The following is a 21232-nucleotide window of genomic DNA, read 5'->3' on the forward strand; positions in this document are numbered from 1 at the left end:
ATGAAACTCGACGGTTCGATCGCAGCGGTGGTGACGGGCGGGGCCTCCGGCCTCGGCGAGGGCACCGCGCGCGCCATTGCGGCCACGGGCGCCAAGGTCGCCCTGTTCGACATGAACGAGGAGAAGGGCGAGGCCGTCGCCGCCGAGATCGGCGGCGTCTTCTGCAAGGTCGACGTCACCTCCGACGAGGAAGTGGCCGCCGCCTTCGCCAAGGCCCGCGCCGCCCACGGCCAGGAGCGCCTGACCGTCAACTGCGCCGGCATCGCCACCGGCCAGAAGACCGTCAGCCGCAAGAAGGACACCGGCGAGATCCGCGCCCACGACATGGCCGCCTTCGAGCGCACCGTGCGCATCAACCTCTTCGGCACCTTCCGCGTCCTGTCGCAGTCGGCCGCCGGCATGGTCACCCTGGACCGCATGGACGACGGCGAGCGCGGCCTGGTGGTCAACACCGCCTCGGTGGCGGCCCAGGACGGCCAGATCGGCCAGGCGGCCTATTCGGCCTCCAAGGGCGGCGTCTACGCCATGACCCTGCCGATCGCCCGCGACCTCGCCCAGGAAGGCGTGCGCATCAACACCATCCTGCCCGGCATCATGTGGACGCCGATGATGGCCGGCATGGACCAGAAGGTTCAGGATGCCCTGGCCGCCATGATCCCCTTCCCGAACCGCCTCGGCACGCCCGCGGACTACGCCTCGCTGGTGCTGGAGCTGGCCCGCAACGTCTACATCAACGGCGAATGCATCCGCCTCGACGGCGCCATTCGACTGGCTCCGCGCTAAATTCTTGAGAGGGGGGCTTGCGAGGGTCAGCAACCCTCCGCTATACGCCCCCTCCTCGACACGGGACGGCCTCGCCGCCCCACGGAGTGCGGGCGTAGCTCAGGGGTAGAGCATCACCTTGCCAAGGTGAGGGTCGGGCGTTCGAATCGCCTCGCCCGCTCCAGTCGAAACAAAGGGCTCGGTCTTCGGACCGGGCCTTTTTGCTGTTTGGGCCACGGTTTCAGCGCGAAGTCGGCTCCGGCGCGAATGGCGCGTTGCGCTCGCGTTCCGCTTGTCTAATCTGGTCCTCCACCCGCCGGGGGCGCGGGAAGGGTCTCCGAGTTGCTTGAGCGCCGACCTCTGAGTTTTGCCTGGGACGTGTCATCGGCGACCGACGCCGACGCGTTCGAGCGCTACTGTCTCAGCATGACGGACTTCTACGACATCGCCGATGTCGACGCCGAAGCCCGCCGCACCTTCCTTAACCGCACCAGCGTCACCCTGTTCGAGGCCGGGACGGTCGGGCGCGGGCGTTCGAGCGGCCAGTCCCTGCTGCGCACGCCCGGCACCATCCGCCGCTCGGACGTGGATGCGATCGGCCTCATCGTCGATCTCGGCGGCTTCGTCGCTGACTGCGACGGACGCGATGTGAGCAGTCGGCCCGGCGACGTTCACCTGCGCGACCTGTCCCGGCCGTCCCACGGACGCCTGGAGCGGGTCGACCTGATCAATGTCATGGTTCCGCGCGATCGTGCGCCCGAATGGGCGCGGTCGGGCGACATCCATGGCCTGTCGCTGATCAGCGGCTCGCCCATTGGCGGCCTGCTGACCAGCCATCTCGCCAGATTCGCTGAGGTCGCCGCCGATCTGACCCAGGACGAGGGCGAGGCCGCTATCGCCGCCGCCTTCCTGATCGCCGAGCGCGCCTTCGGTCGTATCCGTCCCCTGTCCCCCGAACAGGCCGCAGCCATTTATCGCACCGTGCTGCACAAGGCCGGTCGGATCATCGACACCCGCCTGCTCGACCCTGACCTGACCATCGAGTCGATCGCCCGGGCGGCCGGCGTGTCGCGCACCACCCTGTATCGCGCCTTCGAGGCGCGCGGCGGCGTGCTGCGGCACATTCAGAACCGCCGCCTCGATCGCGCGCGCGCGGCCCTTCGCCTGCGCGCCGGCCGAAATCCGACGATCGCCGAGATCGCCTGGCTCCACGGCTTCGTCAGTGAAGCCCACTTCAGCCGGCTGTTCCGCAAGCGCTTCGGCCATTCTCCGGCTGAGGTCGCCCCGCAATCCCTGGTCCGCAGCGACCGGACTGGTCGCGCCGCGGGTCCGATCCGCCACCAGGACGTCATCGACTGGCTCGGAGCCGCCGCGGCGGCCTGAGGCGCTCCCTTGAGACGCTTAGAGCAAAATCTGGGACGCACGGTCATGGAGTGACGGTCCGGAGCGGGTCACGGTGCGTCCCAGTATTTGGGGGCACCTGACATGTCGGCGCGTCGCGCACCGTTCATTCCATCGGCGGGGGTCAGGCCCGAGCCGATCGACTATTTCTCGCACCGAGCGGCGACGGGCTCGACCGCCGAACTCCTGGTGTCCGAAGACCTGGACGTCTGCTGGATCAACGCGGCGGCCCTGACCCTGGCGGCGCGCCCCGGGGGGCTCAATGTGACCAGCGGCCGCCTGATCCTGCCCCAGCGGGCGCAGGAAGAGGCCTTCCTGGCCTTCATTCTCGGGCTGAAGGCGACGGGGGTCTGGCATCTGCGCACCGCCGAGGGGCGCTGGCTGATCCGGGCCGAGCCGATCGCCCCGCCCCAGGCTCCGCGCGCCTTCCTGCTGTCCCTCCACCCTATGGACGCCGCTGACCGCTATCTGTGGGCCGACCTGCCCGCGGGGACGGGCCTGACCCCGTCGGAAGCGCGTGTGGTCCGCCTGCTCGCCGACGGCCTCCGTCTCGACGATGTGGCGGCCCGCCTGGAAATATCGGTTCAAACCGCGCGGACCCACATCCGGCGCAGCTATCTCAAGCTCGGCGTGGCCAGCCGCGAGGAGATGTTCGCCAAGGTGCTCGCCTACCGCTTCGGCTGACCGCCGTTGTCTCGGGCGGCCCGAGTCGGCAAGGTGGGTGGGCCGGGGAGGGCGCGCCATGGCCGTTACGCCGACGACAGTCCACACCGCTGAGGCCCACCGGCTCGACGCCTTCGTCGACGCCGCCTTCGCCTTCGCCGTCTCCCTGCTGATCATCGCCGGCGGGGAGCCACTGCGCTCGTTCGACGAGCTGCTTGGCGCCCTCTCACGCATCCCGGCCTTCGCCGGCGGTTTCGCCCTGCTGATGATGTTCTGGCTGGCTCACCGGACCTGGTCGGCGCTGCAGCCGCCGCGCGACAAGCTCGCCACCGTCCTGAGCCTGGCGATCGTCTTTTCGGTGCTGGTCTTCGTCTTCCCGCTGCGGCTGCTGATCGAGACCGCGGCCTTTTTCCTGTCCGGCGAGACCCTGGCGGGGCAGGGGCTGATCTCCGACCTGGATCAGCTGGCCTGGACCTATTTCATCTACGGCGTCGGCTTCGCCGTGCTTTCCACCCTGTTCGCCCTGCTGTTTCGGCATGCGGTCAGGCGCATTGAGGATCCCGATCGCCGCCGCTCGGCCCAGGAGTGGGCGCGAACCTGGGCGATCGCCCTCGGCGCCGCCCTGGTCTCGAGCTTGATCGCCCTTACGCCGCTGCTGCGCAGCGCGCCCTGGCTGCCGGGGGTGACCTACTGGCTGATCCCCATTGGCATCTGGACCTTCGCCCTGCTGGACCGCCGCAGGGCGGCCCGCCTGCCGACCTAGAGCCCCAGAGCGCGGCGGATATCGCGCCAATCGATGTATTTGAAGTTCTGGGCGCCGGCGCCGTTGACGTCGTCCTGGACGACCACCAGTCCTTCCGGGAAGGCGTCGCCGACCGGCCCGCCGAGGGCGTCCAGTCCGTCCGTGCCGGTCACTCCGTCGACGGCCCCATCCGTGACCACGAAGCGGCCGACATAGGCTGGAGCGGCCCCATCTATGCGCCAGACCGGGAAGGCCGAGTCGCCCTGGCTGGAGCCGATCAGATAGCGGGCGTCGCCGTCCTGAAGGATGGTCAGCCCCTCGGCGTCGGCGACCAGCACGTCCCGCGCGATCGGCTGCACCAGGCTCCGCGCCTCGCCGGAGGCGGGGTTCAGGCCGTAGCGCCAGACCCCGACATTCTCCTCAGCGATGTAGAGGGCGTCGGTGGCGGGGTCGGCGGCGCAGCCCTCGGAGATCGAGCCGATCTCGGCGCGGCGAACCTCGCGCGCCAGCGGCTTGCCGTCGGTGCCGGCCGTCAGCACGAACTGACGCAGCTCGCCCTCGTGTCCGACCAGGATGGCGTGGGTCTCGCCGCCGACGCGGGCGAAGCAGAAGCCGTAGGGCTCGACCACGTCGGTGGTGATCGCACCCCAGGAGCGGACCCCGGCGTCGCTGGCGGCCGGGTCGAAGAGATACAGGGCCACGCCCGTCTTGCCCGGGGTCCGATCGCTGGCCCCAAGCACCACCTGCGCCCGGCCGTCGACCGTAAAGCCTTCGACCAGGTCGACGTTGTTGAGCAGCCCTTCCGGCAGGAATTGAAGGACCTTGCCGTCCAGACCGTAGATGTAGAGGCCGGCCTTCTTGTCCGTGCCGGCGACGAAGCCCGGCGTCGACACGCCCTGGATGGTCACCGGCCGGGCCGAGGCCCAGATGGCCGGATCGTCGGCGGCGTCCTCGCCGGCGGTGCCGACCGAGGGCGTCTCCAGTGTGGCCTGCACCGCCGCCCCGGGGCCGACGAAGCCCTCGCCTTCGCCCTGGAAGTCGACCTCATGTACGGCGCAAGCCGAGAGCAGCGCCGCGCAGGCCGCGAAGGTCAAGGTCCGGATCGTCATGCGCGTCTCCCGCAAAGCTGATGGTCCGCAGAGCCATGTTGGATCGGACGGGTCAACGCAGGCTCGATGACGTTTCCGCGTCGTCTGCGTGAAACTCTGTCCGATAGCGAACCTACGGTCACACAGGGTTCTGAAAAGCGCCGTGCAGGCGTCGCCGAACCGTCGCGGGCGCGTCGTCGCTACGGCCTAGCTGGGCCGCCTGAAGCCGGAGGCCGTGGGGGCGACCGGACGATCGGGAATGCCTGCCATGAAACTCAAGCTGCTGCTCGGCGCCGCGCTCGCGCCGCTCGCCTTCGCCGGATCGGTGTGCGCCCAGAGCGTGCCGGCCGCCGCCGCCTCGGCTCCTGCGGCCGAAGATCCGACCTCCCTGTCGGACGTCGTCGTCACCGGCGAGATCGTCTTCCGCGACCGCACCACGGACGAGAATCCGGTCCTCGCCTACGATCTCGAATATTTCCAGCGCTTCGAGCCGGTCTCGGTCGGCGAGATGCTGAAGCGCGTTCCGGGCGTGACCTTCACCTCGGACGTTCTCGAGTTCGACGGCGTGTCCATGCGCGGCCTGCCGCCGGGCTACACCAACATCACCATCAACGGACGACGCGCCCCCGGCGGCGAGGATGACGGCAGCTTCTTCGTCGACCGCATCCCGGCCGAGCTGGTCGAGCGTATCGAGATCATCCGCAGCCCGCGCGCCGACCAGGCGTCGGACGGCGTCGCCGGCACGATCAACATCGTGCTCAAGGAAGGCGCCCAGCTGGAGGGCGGCGTCGCCCGCGCCGGCGCCCTGATCAACGCCGACGGCGAGGTCCGCGGGGCCGGCTCGCTGGCCTGGGCCGGAAACACCGAGAACACCAGCCTGTGGCTGGCCCTCAACTACCAGGGCCGCCGCAATCCCAAGGAGAAGCGCTCGGAGCGCTATGACGACCTCCCGGAGAACGGCGGCGTCCTCGACAACATCGAGCTGCAGGACGACACCCGCGACGGCGAGGATCTGTCGGCCAGCGCCGAATACACCGTCCGCTTCGACAACGGCCGCCTGCGCTTCAACGGCCTGGCCGTCGACACCAATCGCGACGAGGACGAGACCTCGCTGACCTTCGTCGACAACGGCTCGGGCGTGTTCGACGAGCTCGACGAGACCGAGATCCAGCACGAAGGCATCAGCCAGCAGACCTACGCTCTGGGCATGGACGGCAAGTTCGACGCCGGCCCGGGCGCGCTGGACTTCAAGCTGGGCTGGTCGGGCTTCCGCGACGAGACCGCCACCACTGTCCATGTCGCCGACCCGGGCGATCCGCTGGAACTGGACGAGTACGTCGAGCTGGACATTCAGGACGACGAGTACGAGGCGGGCGTCGCCTATACCTTCGCGCGCGACAACCTGAGCTTCAAAACCGGCGTCGACTTCCTCTCCAAGACCCGCGACGGGGCCGAGGTGGAGTTCGACATCGACAACGACGCGGTCGGCGATCCGGACCCGGCTCCGGGCGCCATCTTCTCGATCGAGGAGACCCGCTGGGAGCCGTTCGTGCGCCTGACCGCCGAGCTCGGCGACCTGACCATCGACGGCGGCCTGCGCTACGGGATGACCGAGCGCGAGGTGACCAGCGACCTGGGCGCGGTCTCGGCCGACGAGGACGAGCTGTTCCCGTCGCTGCACTTCACCTGGCGTCCGACCAGCGCCGACCAGTTCCGCGCCTCCTACGCCCGCACCCAGCGCCGCCCGGACTACAGCTTCCTGGCCCCGTACATCGCCGACGAAGAGCCGGCCGACGAGGACGCCCTGCGCGGCAACCCGCTGCTCAAGAGCGAGAAGGCCAACGGCTTCGACGTCGGCTACGAGCGCCGCCTCGGCGCGCGCGGCGTCATCGGGGTCAACGTCTTCTATCGCGAGATCGAGGACCTGATCGAACTGGTCGACACCGGCACGGAAGTGAACGAGGACGGCGAGACCCCGGCTCCGGGCGATGACGTCTTCAACCTGTTCGAGCCGCGCAACATCGGCGACGGCGCCACCTGGGGGATCGAACTCGACTTCTCCGCCCCGCTGGACCTGGTCGGCCTGCCCGACACCGGCCTGTTCTTCAACTACACCTGGATGGACAGCGAGGTGACCGATCCCTGGACCGGCCAGGAGCGGGCGTTCCGCAATCAGCCGCAGAACGTCTACAACCTCGGCTTCATCCACACCGTCAACGCCTGGGACATGAGCTTCGGCGCCAGCCTCTATGGCCGCGACGAGGGCTATGAGTCGGGTCTCGATGAGCTGGTGAAGGTCGAATACGATCAGGACCTGGAAGCCTTCGTCGAGAAGCGCTTCGGCGACCGCTTCGTGCTGCGCCTGTCTGCGCAGAACCTGCTCGATAAGGAGAAGCGCGAGACCTTCATGAAGTACGACGGGGACTCGGTCGAAGAGATCCTCGACAACCGCGCCAACGGCGACCTCGACGAGTACGAGTTGGAGAGCGAACGTTCGGGCGTGCTGTACCAGGTCACCCTGCGGGCGGTGTTCTAGGGTCGGACCCAGGCAATGGAACCCGAGGGCCCGGCGGCGACGCCGGGCCCTTTCCCATTTCGGGAGAATTCCGTTCTCGAAAGCTGGACAGTAGGGACGGCGCCCGCTCTAGTCGCGCCTGGGGGGAAACCGGACGGTTCCGGTTCGCTGTTTGCAAGGTATCGCCCGAACGGCGCCGACGGGCGCCAGAACGGGACAGTCGGGTCGCATGTTTCTCGAGGGCCAGATCAACTGGGTGTGGGTGCTGGGCGGCTTGGCGGCCGTCGGCTGGGTCGTTGGCCTGATCGGCCTATGGCTCGCCGCCGCCAATCGGTCGCGCCACGTCGACGCGTCGGACCAGCTCGACATGGTCCAGCGCGTGGCTGAAGATTCTCAGAAGCGCCTGTTCGAAACCCTCAACGCCATTCCCGTCGCCCTGGTCGAGACCGACAAGCAGGGCAAGTTCGTCTTCGCCAACCGCGCCGCCCACCAGCTGCTGGGCCGCCGCGACGCGGAGCTGATCGGCCTGCGCTTCCACTCGGCCACCTGGGGCATCACCTTCCCGGACGGCCGCCCGGTTCCGCCGGACCTGCTGCCCAGCGCCCGCGCCCTGCGCGGCCAGACCGTGCGCGGCTTCCAGCACCTGATCGCCAACCCGGCCGCCCGCCGCAAGATGCTGGTCTCGGTCACGGCCATGCCGATCGAGAACGAGCTGGGTCAGATCACCGGCTCGACCGCCGCCATTGTCGAGACCGAGGCCCTGATGACGCCGGAGTTTCCGGTCTCGGAGGCCGTGGCAACTGTCGAGCCGCTCATCGTCCCCACAGCCGTTGAGGTTCCAGCCGACTTCGGCCTGACCCGCCGCGTCTTTGACGCCGCCTCCAGCGCCCTGATCGTCGTCGACGTCCATGGCGTCGTCCGCGAGGCCAACAGCACGGCCCTGCTGGTGCTCGGCCGCGATCGCGCCGAGGGCGACTTCGCCGACCTGTTCCTCGACGAGGACGAACGGGTCGAAGGCCGTCAGGCCCTGCGCGCCGGCCTGGCCGCCCCGGCCGGCGAGGCTGACCCGATCGTCTCGCGCCGCGGCGCGGAGGAGGGCATCCGCTGGTCGATGGTGCCGCTTTGCGACGCCGAGGGCCGCGTCGACGCCCTGCTGCTGGCCGGTGAGCGCGCCTCGCCTGGGGACAATGAACCGGCTGAGCCGGCCCAGGCCCTCGAACCGATCGTCATCGCCACCGCCGGGGCAGACGAGGCGCTGGTCGCCGAGGCCGAAGCCGCCCGCGCCGAAGCCGCCGCCGCCTTGGCCGCGGTCGCCGCCGCCCGCGCCGAGGCCGAGGCCGCCCGCGAGGTCGCCGCCCGCATCCAGGCCGAGACCGAGGCCGAATTGCAGGGGGGGCGCCGGATGGAGAGCGTCGGCCGCCTGACCGGCGGTCTGGCCCACGACTTCAACGCCCTGCTCGGCGTCATGACCGGGGCCCTGGACATGATGCTGCGCCAGGCCGACGACCCGGGCCGGGTGCGCCGTCTCGGCCAGGCCGCCCTGGCCGCCGGCCAGCGGGGCGAGATGCTGACCCGCCGCCTGACCGCCTTCGCCCATGGCGACGACGAGCCCGTGTTGCGCGTTCTCGACGCCGGCGTGCTGCTGCGCGGACTGGAGGCTCGTCTGCGCGGCTTCGCCGGTCCGGGCGTGGACCTGATGATCGAAGGTCCGGCCGAGGTCGCGCCGGTACGCCTGGATCCCGTGGCCTTCGAAGGCGCGATCAAGGCTCTGACCCTTAATGCGGTTCAGGCCGTCGGCGGCCAAGGCTCGATCGCCGTCCGCCTGGAGTCCCTGATGGAGGGCGGCGTCCGCTTGAGCGTCCGCGACAGCGGCCCCGGTATGGATCGCGACCTCGCCGCCCGCGCGCTGGAGCCGTTCTTCACCACACGTGACGGCGCGGCGGGCCTGGGCCTGTCGCAGGCCTACGCCTTCGCGCGCCAGTCCGGCGGCATTCTGTCGATCGACAGCGAGCCGGGGGAGGGGGCTGAGGTCTCGATCACCCTGCCCCTCGCCCCGCCCGCGCAAGCTGAACAGTCTCCGCTACCCATGTTCGCCGGGGCCGGTGTAGAGTGACCCCCGGGGGCTCGGGAGGCTGCCTATGAAACTCTTGCGTCTAATCCTCGTCCTGGCGCTCGTCGCCTACGCCGGCTGGCTCGCCTGGCCCCTCATCTCGCCGCTTATGGACGGGGGTCCCGAATCCTTCGCCGCCCGCGCGGTCGAGGCTCCGGCCGCCTCTGAACAGCTGTTCGGATTTGTGCCGTCCTGGGCCCTGTGGGCCGCCGCCGTCGGCCTCTATTTGATCGCGGCCCTGCTGCTGGGCGCCGGCAATCCGAAGGCCGCCGTGGCCTATTTCCTCGGCTTCCTCGCCGACGCCGCCCTGCGCCTGGCGCTGGACTCCTCGGGGGACGCGGAGGCGGCCCGCGCCGGGCCGGCCTCCTTCGCCGCGCCGGACGTCGCGTCCAGCCTGCCGATCGATCCGGTCTGGCTGGTGCTGGGCGGACTGTTCCTGCTCGGGGTGCTGGTCATGATCGCCGCCCGTCGGGCGCGCCGCGTCCGCAACCCCGGACAACTGGCCTACTGACCGCTTCGCGCCGGGCTGGTTCCGACCCCTCCGGCGCCTATATGGCCAAGGACGGTTGACGCGCTGCCGCGCGTCGCTAGGTTCCGCGCGCCTCCCCGCGCCCCCGCAGCGTCTACGAAACGAGAGATCCCATGGCCCAAGCCGCTTCCTACGATGTCGTCATCATCGGCGGCGGTCCGGGCGGGTACAACGCCGCCATCCGCGCCGGCCAACTGGGTCTCAAGGCCGCGTGCGTCGAGATGCGCGAGACGCTCGGCGGCACCTGCCTAAACGTCGGCTGCATGCCCTCCAAGGCCCTGCTGCACGCCTCGGAGCTGTTCGAGGCCGCGACCAAGGAGTTCCCGACCCTCGGCATCGAGATCGGCGCGCCCAAGCTCAACCTCGGCCAGATGATGGCCCAGAAGGCCGACAGCGTCGGCGCCCTGACCAAGGGCATCGAGTTCCTGTTCAAGAAGAACAAGGTCGAGTGGGTGAAGGGCAAGGGCCGCATCACCGGTCCCGGTGCGGTCGAAGTCACCGCCGCCGATGGCTCCAAGTCCACGCTGACCGCCAAGAACATCGTCATCGCCACCGGCTCGGAGCCGACCCCGCTGCCGGGCGTCGCCTTCGAGGACGGCAAGGTGGTCGACTCCACCGGCGCCCTGTCGCTGCCGGCTGTGCCGAAGAAGCTGATCGTCGTCGGCGCCGGCATCATCGGCCTGGAGCTGGGTTCGGTGTGGCGTCGCCTCGGCGCTGAGGTCACCGTCGTCGAATTCCTCGACCGCATCACCCCGGGCATGGACAAGGATGTCGCCACGGCCTTCCAGCGCGCCCTGACCAAACAGGGCATGAGCTTCAAGCTCGGCGCCAAGGTCACCGCCGCCAAGACCGGCAAGGATGGCGTCGAGCTGACCGTCGAGCCCGCTGCGGGCGGCGCCGCCGAGACCCTGAAGGGCGATGTCGTCCTCGTCGCCATCGGCCGCCGTCCGTACACGGACGGTCTGGGCCTTGAGACGGTCGGCGTCGAGCCGGACAAGCGCGGCTTCATCACCAACGACCATTTCAAGACCAACGCCGGCGGCGTCTGGGTCATCGGCGACGCCACCTACGGGCCGATGCTGGCGCACAAGGCCGAGGAAGACGCCGTGGCGGTCATCGAGCTGATCGCGGGCAAGGCCGGTCACGTCGACTACGACCTGGTTCCGAGCGTCGTCTACACCAGCCCGGAAGTGGCCTGGGTCGGCAAGACCGAGGACCAGCTGAAGGCCGAGGGCGTCGCCTACAAGGCGGGTAAATTCCCCTTCGCCGCCAACAGCCGCGCCAAGATCAACCACGAGACCGAGGGCTTCGTGAAGGTCCTGGCCGACGCCGCCACCGACAAGATCCTGGGCGTGCACATCCTCGGGCCCCAGGCCGGTGAGATGATCGGCGAGGCCTGCGTGGCCATGGCCTTCGGCGGCGCCGCCGAGGACATCGCCCGCATCTGCCACCCGCACCCGACCCGGTCGGAAGCCGTCAAACAGGCGGCCATGGGCGTCGACGGCTGGACGATGCAGGCCTGACAGGCCTAGGCGCGCGGATGCGCCGCTGAATAAGCCTGCAGCAGGCGCTCGGCGTCGACGGCGGTGTATTTCTGCGTCGTCGACAGGCTGGCGTGGCCGAGCAGCTCCTGGATCGAGCGCAGGTCGGCGCCGGCCCCCAGCAGATGGGTGGCGAAGCTGTGGCGCAGGGCGTGGGGCGTGGCGCTGTCCGGCAGCCCGAGCCGGCCGCGCAGCCGCTGCACCGTCGCCTGCACCTGGCGGGGACTCAGCGCCCCGCCGCGCCGGGCGCGGAACAGAGCGTCGTCGGGCTCCAGCGGGAAGGGCTGCAGCGCCAGATAGGCGTCCACCGCCTCGCGCACGGCGGGCAACACCGGCGCCAACCGGGTCTTGCCGCCCTTGCCGGTGATGCGCAGGGCCTCGGGCAGCGGGGCGTCCGAGCGGAGCAGCGAGAGGCCTTCCGAAATCCGCAGGCCGCAGCCGTAGAGCAGGGTCAGGACGGCGCGGTCGCGCGCGGCCTCCCAGGGCTCCAGGTCCGGGTCCGCCTCGGGCTCAGCGACCAGGCCGCGCGCCTGGTCCTCGGTCACCGGCCGGGGCAGCGAGGCCTTGACCCGCGGCCCGCGCACGAGCGCCAGTTGGGGCGTGGCGACGCCGCAGCGGCGGTCGAGGAAGGCGTGAAAGGTGCGGATCGCCGACAGGGTCTGGCTGATCGAGCGGGCATTGAGCGGATGGTCGCCGGATCGGCGCTCGGCCAGGTGGGCGCGGACCTCGGCGGCGGTGACCGTGCCCAGCGCCGTCAGCGACGGCGGGCCGCCGCGGTGCTTCTGCAGAAAGGCCAGCCACAGCCGGCCGATATGACCGTAGGCCTCCAGCGTGCGCGGCGACAGCCGACGCTCGTGGGCGAGATGCTCCAGCCAGGCGCTGAGCGCCTGATCCGCGGTCGTTAGTTGAGAATCGGCCATCGTTCGGCGGTCCTTTCGACCACCCGGGCGATGAAGGCGACCAGTTCGCAGCCCATGGTCGGGGTGAAACCGTCCTCCTCGGGCGAGCCGAAGGCGCAGATGGCGTGGCGGGAGCCCGGCTCGGCGCCGGGGAACTGCGGAGCCATGCGGATCAAAGCGACCGACTTCACCTCGTCCTCGGCGGCGCCGAACAGATCCAGGCCAGCGAAGTTCGCGCCCAGCCAGGTCAGGCCGTGTTCGCCGAGCAGCTTGTCGACCCCGCCGGCCTCCAGCGCGCGCCAGCCGAACGGCACGCCGCCGGGCTTCTCCAGCGCGATGGCCGCGCCGGCCAGGCCGAAGCGCCCTTGCGCCGCCGCATCAAGGCGACGGGCCAGGTCGGACGGGCTGCGCGCCTCCATCAGGTCGAGGGCGGCGACGTGAGTCTGGGTCTGGGCGGCGAAATTGGCGCGGGCGACGGCCTCGATGCGCTTGCGGGCGTCGGCCTCGCGCTCGGCGGCTTCTTCCAGCCGGGTCAAGGCGGCGCGGCCGAATTCGACGACGTTGCGGCCATGCGGCTTGAGGCCGATCTCTTCGAGCAGGGAGCGGTCGTCGAGCAGGGTCTGCGGGTTGGCCTGCAGCCAGGCCCGGATCTCGGGCCAGTGCGGCTCCTCGGGCTTGGACGAGAGGTCAGGCGAAACGCTCACGAGACCTCTCCCCGAGGCGGTGGTTACAGGATCGACTGACCGGTTTTTCCCCAGTCCGCCAGGAAGGCATCAAGCCCCTTGTCGGTTAACGGGTGCTTGATCATGGCCTTGAAAGTCTCGGCGGGCAGGGTGGCGGCGTCAGCGCCGGCGAGGGCCGCGGCCGACACGTGGCCGGCGTTGCGCAGGCTGGCGGCCAGGACTTCGGTCGAGAAGTCGTGGATGTCGAACAGGTTGCGGATGTCTTCCAGCAGGGCGATGCCGTCGGCGCCGTTGTCCTCGAGGCGGCCCACGAAGGGCGACACGAAGGTCGCGCCGGCCTTGGCGGCCAGCATGGCCTGGGCGGCCGAGAAGCACAGGGTGACGTTGGTCTTGATGCCCTTGTCGGCGAAGACGCGCGTGGCGCGCAGGCCGTCCCAGGTCAGGGGCAGCTTCACGACCACGTTCGGAGCGATGGCGGCGAGCTTGTCGCCTTCCTTGACCATGGTCTCGAAATCGGTCGCCACGGCCTCGGCGGAGATCGGGCCCTCGACGAGCGCGCAAATCTCGGCGATGACCTCGGCGATGTTGCGACCGGACTTGGCGATCAGCGTGGGATTGGTGGTGACGCCGTCCACCATACCGGTGGGGACCATGTCCTTGATGACGGCGACGTCGGCGGTGTCGAGGAAGAGTTTCATGGGCGGGCTCTTTAGCGATCTCGGGCCGAAATGGCGAGACACGATACGTAAGCGCGGAGGGCGGGCGTGAAGGTCGCCTCCGTCCTCATCCCCCTGCCGGTGCCTGAAGCCTTCGACTACGAGGTGCCGGAGGGCTTCGATGTGGCCCGCGGCGACCAGGTGGCCGTGCCTCTGGGGCCACGGCTGATCCGCGGCATCGTCGCCGAGGCGCGCGAGACCACGGGCTCGAACCGGCGGCTGAAGTCCATCGACCATGTGCTCGACGATCCGCGCCTGCCCGGGCGAACCGTCGACTTCGTCGAATGGGCCGCCCGCTGGACGCTGAGCGCGCCCGGAGAAATGGCGTCGGCCGCCCTAAAGGGCCTGCGTGCGCCTCGACCCCGGCCCGAGCGACGCGTGCGGCGTGTCGGAGACAACAGCCCGGCCCGGCCGACGGCGGCGCGCACGGCGGTGCTGGAGGCCTTGGGCCAACGCTCCATGCCAGGTCCCGATCTGGCCCGTGCGGCCGGCGTCTCCTCGGGCGTGGTCAAGGGCCTGCTCGACGAGGGGGTGCTGGAGACGATCGAGATCGAGGCGATCGCCGCCTTTGATCCGCCGAACCCCGACCACGCCCCCGCGACCCTCAATCCCGACCAGGCCGCCGCCGCCGAGGCCATCGGCCAGGCCGTGGCGGGCGGCGGCTTCGTCCCCTTTCTGCTCGATGGGGTGACCGGCTCGGGCAAGACCGAGGCCTATCTGGAGGCGGCGGCGCGGGCGCTGCGCGCCGACCCTTCGGCCCAGGTCCTGATCCTGCTGCCCGAGATCGCCCTTACCCAGGCGGTGATCGAGCGCATCGCCGCCCGCTTCGGGACCGCCCCGGCCGAGTGGCACTCGGGCGTCGCCCCGCCGCGCCGCCGCCAGGTCTGGGAGGCGGTCCAGGCCGGGCGCTGCAACATCGTGGTCGGCGCCCGCTCGGCCCTGTTCCTGCCCTACGCCAACCTGCGCCTGATCGTCGTCGACGAGGAGCACGACGGCTCGTTCAAGCAGGAGGAGGGGCTGGTCTATCACGGCCGCGACCTGGCGGTGGCCAGGGCCCGCATTGAGGAGGCGACCGTGGTCCTGGCCTCGGCCACGCCGTCGCTGGAGACCTTCTGGAACGCCCGCCAGGGCCGCTACCGCTGGCTCAAGCTCGGCGCCCGCCACGGTGCGGCGGTGCTGCCCGACGTCGCGCTGCTGGACCTGCGCCAGAGCCCGCCCGATCCGCAGACCTGGCTGTCCCAGCCGTTGCGCGAGGCGATCGGCGAGACCCTGCTGAAGGGCGAACAGACCCTGCTGTTCCTCAATCGCCGCGGCTACGCGCCCGTCGTGCTGTGCCGCGCCTGCGGTCACCGCATGACCGCGCCCGACACCGACAGCTGGCTGGTCGAGCACCGCTACACCGGCCGGCTGGTCTGCCACCTGACCGGCTACTCCATGGTCAAGCCCAAGGCCTGTCCGAGCTGCGGCGCCGAGGACAGCCTGGTCTCGGTCGGTCCCGGGGTCGAACGCGTCGAGGAGGAGGTCCGCCGCCTGTTCCCCGAGGCGCGCACGGCCGTCTTCAGCTCGGACACCGTGCCGGACGGCAAGTCGGCCCGGGCCCTGATCGAGTCCATGGCGGCGGGCGAGATCGACATCCTCGTGGCCACCCAGGCGGCGGCCAAGGGCCACAACTTCCCGCGCCTGACCCTGGTCGGAGTGGTCGACGCCGACCTCGGCCTGCGCGGCGGCGACCTCAGGGCCGCCGAACGCACGTTCCAGCTGCTGACCCAGGCCACCGGCCGGGCCGGCCGGGCCGACAAGCCGGGCCGCGCCCTGCTGCAGACCTGGACGCCCGAGCACCCGGTGCTGATGGCCCTGGCGGCGGGCGACCGCGACGCCTTCGTCGAGGCCGAGATGGCCGAGCGCGAGGCCGCGGCCTTGCCGCCCTACGGCCGGCTGGCGGCGATCATCCTGTCGAGCGAGAACGCCATGGCCGTCGACAAGGTCGCCCGCGAGCTAGCCGAGTCGATTCCCAACGCCGAGCGGCTGGAGGTCTATGGCCCCGCCGACGCCCCCTTGGCCCTGGTGCGCGGCCGCCGTCGCAAGCGGCTGCTGGTCCGCGCCGACCGCGACGTGGACCTGCAGGGCTTCCTGCGGGCGTGGCTCACGCGGGTGAAGGTCCCGGCCAGCGTCCGCCTGACGGTGGACGTGGATCCGTACAGCTTCCTGTAGGGCTTGGGGCGCGAGCGGAGCCAACCCGGAGGCAGGCCGTCCGCCAAGTGACTAGTGGTTCGTGATTAGTGGTTGCTGGATCGCCAGCAGGGGGCGGCTGGGCGCCAGCGGCGTCCGCCCCTGCCGACCAATCACTGATCACTAACCACTCATCACTTGCTTCAGACGCCCGGTTCCGCCGTCTCAGCCTTGTTGAGCTGCGCCTGCCGCGCCTCTTCCCGGGCGGCTTTCCGGAGCGACGCGTTGCGGCTCATCATGTTGAGGCCCTCGACGAGGGCGGAGAAGGCCATGGCGGCGTAGATGTAGCCCTTGGGCACGTGGACGCCGAAGCCGTCGGCGATCAGCACCATGCCGATCATCAGCAGGAAGCCGAGGGCCAGCATGACCACGGTCGGGTTCTTGTCGATGAAGTTGGCCAGCGGGTCGGCGGCGAACAGCATGCAGGCCACGGCGATGACGACGGCGACCATCATGATCGGCACGTGATCGGTCATGCCGACGGCGGTCAGGATGGAGTCGATCGAGAACACCAGGTCCAGCATGATGATCTGGATGATGGCCGAGCCGACGTTGTTGATGACGACGTCCTTCTTGTCCTTTTCCAGCAGGTCGCTGCTCGGGGCGACGTCGACGGCGTGGTGGATCTCCTTGGTCGCCTTCCAGACCAGGAACAGGCCGCCGGCGATGAGGATCAGGTCGCGCCAGCTGAAGGAGGTGTCCCAGCCCTCGCCCGAGATCCCGAGGTCGAACACAGGCGCGGTCAGGCCGACGATCCAGCCGATCGTGGCCAGCAGGCCCAGACGCATGATCAGGGCCATGGCGATGCCGATGCGGCGGGTGCGCTGGCGATGCTCGGGGGGAAGCTTGTTCGAGAGGATCGAGATGAAGATCAGATTGTCGATGCCGAGCACCACCTCCATCACCACCAGGGTGACGAGCGCGGCCCAGGCCGCGGGGTCGGCCAACAGCGCAGGGATGCCTTCGAACATAAGTCGCTCCAGAGAATTCAGCCTACGTCCCTAGCGGCCGCCACGCCGGCCGACAAAGAGACGAAGCGTCGCGGTCAACACTCGCCGGACCAAACGGTTCGGCCGCAGCGGCGCTGCGGGGGTGCGGCTCAGCGACGCGACTCAGGGTCTGGCTCAGGGCTGGGCGGGGACCAGGTCGACGACGATCGGGAAATGATCCGAGATCACCCGTCCGCCGAACGAGTCGGTGGGCACGCCGAACCGCTCGACGGCCCAGCCGGGGCCGACGAAGACATGGTCGATGGCCACCCCGTCATTGTCCCTGGCGATGTCGAAGGCGTTGAAGGTGCCCCGGGGGCCGAAGTCGACCCGGGTGATCGCCCGCGCGTCGCGCAGGCCGGTCTCGAGGATCCGCTGATAGGGCGGGGTGTCCTGGCCGGTGTTGAAGTCGCCCATGAGAATGACCTCGGCCCGGGCGCCGTCGATCTCGACCGCCGGCATGGCGGCGACCAGGCTGGCGCACTGTTCGCGGGCGACCACGCCGACGTGGTCGAAATGGGTGTTGCGCACGTCCAGGAGCCGGCTCGCGTCCTCGCGGTCCCGCAGCACGACCTGGGTGACGGTGCGCGGATAGGCGGCGTCCCAGCCCTTGGACGGCGTGTCCGGGGTCGGCGAGCACCAGAAGGTGTGGGTCCGCACCAGCTCGTAGCGTTCGCGCTTCCAGAAGACCGTGGTGCTCTCGCCGATCTTGCCGTCATCGCGGCCGACGCCGTAGCGGTCGTAGGCCGGCAGCTGCCCGGCCAGATAGTCGACCATCACCGGCTGGGCCTCCTGCACGCCCAGCAGGTCGGGGTCGAAGAAGGCGATTTGCCGCGCCATGTGCGGCCGCCGCTCCTCCCAGGTCGGATTGTCGGTCGGAACGTTGACCCGGATGTTGTAGCTCATCACCCGGGTCGAGGCCGGATCGCCCGCGGCGGCCGGGCCGGAGGCGGCGAGAACGGCGAGGACGGCGAAGGCGGCGAGGGAGCGGGCGAACGTCATGCGGAGGCCTCCGGGGCTTGGGGCATGTTTTCTCGCTTCCACGCCCCGGACCGGCACGTCAAATCTCGTTACGGCGAACAGGTGGTGCGTCCTGCTGCCTCGGTTGCGGCGAAGGGGCATGAGTGCTATCAGGCGCCCGGCTGAACCGAGGGACGCATCGCAAGGTGCGTCCCCGGTGTGCTTTCTTCAAGCATTTCAAGCCTTTGGCCTGTGGGCATTCCTGCCGCAGGTCGCAACCCGAACGCTAACCCGCGCGGACCTTATAAGTGGCTGACGATTACAGAACGACGGAAGTCGGCGAGCGCTATGCTCAAGCGCTGTTCGACCTCGCTGACGAGACGGGCGTTCTCGACGCCGTTCGCGCCGACCTGGCGTCGCTGCGCGCCGCCTGGGGCGAGAGCGCGGACCTGCGCCGCCTGGCCAATTCGCCGGTGATCGGCGCGGAGGACCAGCAGAAGGGCCTCGTCGCCATCGCCGACAAGGCGAAGTTCAACGGCGTGACCCGCAACTTCCTCGGCCTGCTGGCCCAGAACGGCCGCGCCCGCGACCTGACCGCGGTCATCTCCGGCTTCGACAAGCTGTATGCCAAGAAGACCGGCGTCGTGGCCGCCGAGGTCGTCTCGGCCCAGGCCCTGACCGCCGCTCAGCTCAAGTCCATCCAGTCGGCGCTGCGCGCTTCTCTGGGCAAGGACCCCGAAATGACCGCCCGCGTCGATCCGTCGATCCTGGGCGGCCTCAAGGTCAAGGTCGGCTCGAAGCTCTTCGACGCCTCGCTGAAGACCAAGCTCGACCAGATGAAGTTCGCCCTCAAGCGCGCCTAAGCGCGCCCCGACCATAAGATTGCAGCGCGCCTGACGGCACGCCCGAAAGACGAAGACAGAGAGATCCACATGGACATCCGCGCCGCCGAAATTTCGGCCATCCTCAAGTCGCAGATCGCCAACTTCGGCGTTGAAGCCGACGTCTCGGACGTCGGCCAGGTGCTGTCGGTCGGCGACGGCATCGCCCGCATCCACGGTCTGGACAACGTCCAGGCCGGCGAGATGATCGAGTTCCCGAAGGCCGGCGTGAAGGGCATGGCCCTGAACCTCGAGCGCGACAACGTCGGCGCCGTGATCTTCGGCGCGGACACCGCCATCGCGGAAGGCGATGAAGTCCGCCGCCTCGGCGAGATCGTGGACGTGCCGGTCGGCAAGGGCCTGCTGGGCCGCGTCGTCAACCCGCTGGGCGAGCCGATCGACGGCAAGGGCCCGATCCAGTTCACCGAGCGTCGCCGCGTGGACGTGAAGGCCCCGGGCATCATCCCGCGCAAGTCGGTCCACGAGCCGATGCAGACCGGCCTGAAGGCGATCGACACCCTGATCCCGATCGGCCGCGGCCAGCGCGAGCTGATCATTGGCGACCGTCAGGTCGGCAAGACCGCCGTCGCCATCGACACCATCCTGAACCAGAAGTCGGTCAACGCCACGTCCGACGAGTCGGCCAAGCTGTACTGCATCTACGTGGCCATCGGTCAGAAGCGTTCGACCGTCGCCCAGATCGTGAAGACGCTCGAAGAGTCGGGCGCCCTCGAGTACACCATCGTCGTCGCCGCCACGGCTTCGGAACCGGCCCCGCTGCAGTTCCTGGCTCCGTTCGCCGGCACCGCCATGGGCGAGTTCTTCCGCGACAACGGCATGCACGGCCTGATCGTCTATGACGACCTTTCGAAGCAAGCTGTGGCCTACCGCCAGATGTCGCTGCTGCTGCGCCGTCCGCCGGGCCGCGAAGCCTACCCGGGCGACGTCTTCTACCTGCACTCGCGCCTGCTGGAGCGTTCGGCCAAGCTGAACGCCGACTACGGCTCGGGCTCGCTGACCGCCCTGCCGCTGATCGAGACCCAGGCCAACGACGTGTCGGCCTACATCCCGACCAACGTGATCTCGATCACCGACGGCCAGATCTTCCTGGAATCCGACCTGTTCTACCAAGGCATCCGCCCGGCCGTGAACGTCGGCATCTCGGTGTCGCGCGTGGGCTCCTCGGCCCAGACCAAGGCGATGAAGAAGGTCGCCGGCACCATCAAGGGCGAGCTGGCCCAGTACCGTGAAATGGCCGCCTTCGCGAAGTTCGGCTCGGACCTGGACGCTTCGACCCAGAAGCTTCTGGCCCGCGGCGCCCGCCTGACCGAGCTGCTGAAGCAGCCGCAGTACTCGCCGCTGACCATGGAAGAGCAGGTCGTCTCGGTTTACGCCGGCACCCGCGGCTACCTGGACGGCGTCGCCGTCGCCGACATCGGTCGCTTCGAGAGCGAGCTGCTGGCCCGCATCAAGTCGTCGAACGCCGGCCTGCTGGAAGGCATCCGCACGAAGAAGGATCTGACCGCCGAGCTCGAAGCCGAGCTGAAGTCGGTGCTCGAAGCCTTCGTCAAGACCTTCGCCTGAACTGACCCCGGACTGAGAGAGTAGCGCCGGATGGCCAGCCTCAAGGAAATGCGCAATCGGATCGACAGCGTGAAATCCACGCAGAAGATCACGAAAGCCCTGAACATGGTCGCCGCGGCCAAGCTGAAGCGCGCCCAGGAACAGGCCGAGAGCGCCCGTCCCTATGCCCGCAAGATGGCCGCCGTCATCGCCAACCTGGCGGCCGGCGTCTCCGGCGACGGCGCGCCCAAGCTGCTGGCCGGCACGGGCAAGAACCAGAAGCACCTGATCGTCGTCGCCACCGGCGACAAGGGTCTGGCGGGCGGCTTCAACACCAACGTGATCCGGGCCGCGCGCGATCGCATCAAGGACCTGATCGCCGACGGCAAGGACGTCCGCATCATCGCCGTGGGCCGCAAGGTCCGCGACGGCCTGTCGCGCCTGTACGGCGACAAGCTGGTCAAGACGTTCGAGATGTCGGACCACAAGGTCATCGGCCTGCCGGCGGCGGAGCCCATCGCGGCCCTGATCGCCGAGGAGTTCGAGGCCGGCAACGCCGACGTCGTGACCCTGTTCTACAGCCGCTTCCAGTCGGTCATCTCGCAGGTGCCGACGCCCAAGCAGCTGATCCCGGCCGTGGTCGACGGCGACGCCGAGCCGATCAACCTGAACGGCGCGGTCTATGACTACGAGCCCTCGGAAGAGGAAATCCTCGACGTCGTCCTGCCGCGTAACATCACGACCCAGGTCCTCGCCGCCCTGTACGAGAACCAGGCCAGCTTCTTCGGGGCCCAGATGGGCGCCATGGACAACGCCACGCGCAACGCGGGCGACCTGATCAACAGCCTGACCCTGCAGTACAACCGCAAGCGCCAGGCCCAGATCACCACCGAACTGATCGAGATCATCGCCGGCGCTGAAGCGCTCTGATCCCGATACCCGCCCAGACAAGACTTTCCGA

18 protein-coding genes and 1 tRNA gene are annotated in these 21232 nt (G+C 69.5%); 13 read left to right on the forward strand and 6 right to left on the reverse strand.

Annotated elements, in window-relative coordinates:
* The 5 genes from ASC65_RS01260 (at position 1) to ASC65_RS01280 (ending at position 3589) form a co-directional block, all read left to right on the forward strand.
* Positions 1–783 (forward strand): SDR family NAD(P)-dependent oxidoreductase, encoded by a 783-nt coding sequence (locus tag ASC65_RS01260; RefSeq protein ID WP_056448368.1) that lies wholly within the window; start codon positions 1–3, stop codon positions 781–783.
* Positions 784–871: 88 nt separating this feature from the next.
* Positions 872–946: transfer RNA gene (locus ASC65_RS01265), tRNA-Gly, on the forward strand.
* A 242-nt stretch (positions 947–1188) separates the two neighbouring features.
* Complete coding sequence (locus tag ASC65_RS01270; protein ID WP_156459508.1) at positions 1189–2145, forward strand: helix-turn-helix domain-containing protein; 957 nt, start codon at positions 1189–1191, stop codon at positions 2143–2145.
* 102 nt (positions 2146–2247) lie between these two features.
* Entirely contained in the window at positions 2248–2847 is a 600-nt protein-coding gene (locus ASC65_RS01275; protein ID WP_056448371.1) for a helix-turn-helix transcriptional regulator, read from the forward strand.
* Positions 2848–2905: 58 nt separating this feature from the next.
* On the forward strand, positions 2906–3589 hold the full coding sequence (locus tag ASC65_RS01280; RefSeq protein ID WP_056448374.1) for a TMEM175 family protein: 684 nt from the start codon (positions 2906–2908) through the stop codon (positions 3587–3589).
* Here ASC65_RS01280 and ASC65_RS01285 read toward each other — a convergent pair.
* Positions 3586–4677 carry a phytase gene (locus ASC65_RS01285; protein ID WP_056448375.1) on the reverse strand — a complete coding sequence of 364 codons (1092 nt, stop codon included), beginning with the start codon at positions 4675–4677 and terminating at the stop codon, positions 3586–3588. The two genes, ASC65_RS01280 and ASC65_RS01285, sit on opposite strands and share 4 nt — an antisense overlap.
* Positions 4678–4924: 247 nt before the next feature.
* Between ASC65_RS01285 and ASC65_RS01290 the strand changes: the two genes are divergently transcribed.
* The 4 genes from ASC65_RS01290 (at position 4925) to lpdA (ending at position 11333) form a co-directional block, all read left to right on the forward strand.
* Positions 4925–7192 (forward strand): TonB-dependent receptor plug domain-containing protein, encoded by a 2268-nt coding sequence (locus ASC65_RS01290; RefSeq protein WP_056448379.1) that lies wholly within the window; start codon positions 4925–4927, stop codon positions 7190–7192.
* 208 nt (positions 7193–7400) lie between these two features.
* Positions 7401–9284, forward strand: coding sequence for an ATP-binding protein (locus ASC65_RS01295; RefSeq protein ID WP_056448382.1), 1884 nt, complete (start codon positions 7401–7403; stop codon positions 9282–9284).
* 25 nt (positions 9285–9309) lie between these two features.
* Complete coding sequence (locus ASC65_RS01300; RefSeq protein ID WP_056448385.1) at positions 9310–9792, forward strand: hypothetical protein; 483 nt, start codon at positions 9310–9312, stop codon at positions 9790–9792.
* A 131-nt stretch (positions 9793–9923) separates the two neighbouring features.
* On the forward strand, positions 9924–11333 hold the full coding sequence (lpdA, locus tag ASC65_RS01305) for a dihydrolipoyl dehydrogenase (protein WP_056448388.1): 1410 nt from the start codon (positions 9924–9926) through the stop codon (positions 11331–11333).
* A gap of 5 nt (positions 11334–11338) precedes the next feature.
* Here the strand turns inward: lpdA and ASC65_RS01310 are convergent, their stop codons facing one another.
* Genes ASC65_RS01310 through fsa form a run of 3 tightly spaced genes read right to left on the reverse strand, consistent with a single transcriptional unit; the run spans position 11339 to position 13631 of the window.
* Complete coding sequence (locus ASC65_RS01310) at positions 11339–12271, reverse strand: tyrosine recombinase XerC (protein ID WP_056448390.1); 933 nt, start codon at positions 12269–12271, stop codon at positions 11339–11341.
* On the reverse strand, positions 12253–12954 hold the full coding sequence (locus tag ASC65_RS01315) for a DUF484 family protein (RefSeq protein WP_056448392.1): 702 nt from the start codon (positions 12952–12954) through the stop codon (positions 12253–12255). The genes ASC65_RS01310 and ASC65_RS01315 overlap by 19 nt, the downstream gene beginning before the upstream one ends.
* A 23-nt stretch (positions 12955–12977) precedes the next feature.
* Positions 12978–13631, reverse strand: a complete 654-nt coding sequence (fsa, locus tag ASC65_RS01320; protein ID WP_056448394.1) for a fructose-6-phosphate aldolase — start codon at positions 13629–13631, stop codon at positions 12978–12980.
* Positions 13632–13697: 66 nt separating this feature from the next.
* On the opposite strand from fsa, the gene ASC65_RS01325 reads away from it, so the two are divergent.
* Positions 13698–15860, forward strand: a complete 2163-nt coding sequence (locus ASC65_RS01325; RefSeq protein ID WP_056448400.1) for a primosomal protein N' — start codon at positions 13698–13700, stop codon at positions 15858–15860.
* A gap of 161 nt (positions 15861–16021) precedes the next feature.
* On the opposite strand, the gene ASC65_RS01330 is transcribed toward ASC65_RS01325, so the two are convergent.
* Positions 16022–16849: a TerC family protein gene (locus tag ASC65_RS01330; protein WP_056448401.1), complete on the reverse strand. Its 828-nt coding sequence runs from the start codon at positions 16847–16849 to the stop codon at positions 16022–16024.
* 153 nt (positions 16850–17002) lie between these two features.
* Entirely contained in the window at positions 17003–17869 is an 867-nt protein-coding gene (locus tag ASC65_RS01335; RefSeq protein ID WP_056448403.1) for an endonuclease/exonuclease/phosphatase family protein, read from the reverse strand.
* Positions 17870–18135: 266 nt separating this feature from the next.
* On the opposite strand from ASC65_RS01335, the gene ASC65_RS01340 reads away from it, so the two are divergent.
* From ASC65_RS01340 to ASC65_RS01350, 3 genes are all read left to right on the forward strand, one after another.
* Entirely contained in the window at positions 18136–18690 is a 555-nt protein-coding gene (locus tag ASC65_RS01340; protein WP_056448405.1) for a F0F1 ATP synthase subunit delta, read from the forward strand.
* Positions 18691–18759: 69 nt separating this feature from the next.
* On the forward strand, positions 18760–20292 hold the full coding sequence (gene atpA, locus ASC65_RS01345) for a F0F1 ATP synthase subunit alpha (RefSeq protein WP_056448408.1): 1533 nt from the start codon (positions 18760–18762) through the stop codon (positions 20290–20292).
* A gap of 30 nt (positions 20293–20322) precedes the next feature.
* Positions 20323–21201: a F0F1 ATP synthase subunit gamma gene (locus ASC65_RS01350; protein ID WP_056448411.1), complete on the forward strand. Its 879-nt coding sequence runs from the start codon at positions 20323–20325 to the stop codon at positions 21199–21201.
* The last annotated feature ends 31 nt before the right edge of the window (positions 21202–21232 follow it).

This window comes from Brevundimonas sp. Root1279, from assembly GCF_001425945.1.
GTDB lineage: Bacteria > Pseudomonadota > Alphaproteobacteria > Caulobacterales > Caulobacteraceae > Brevundimonas.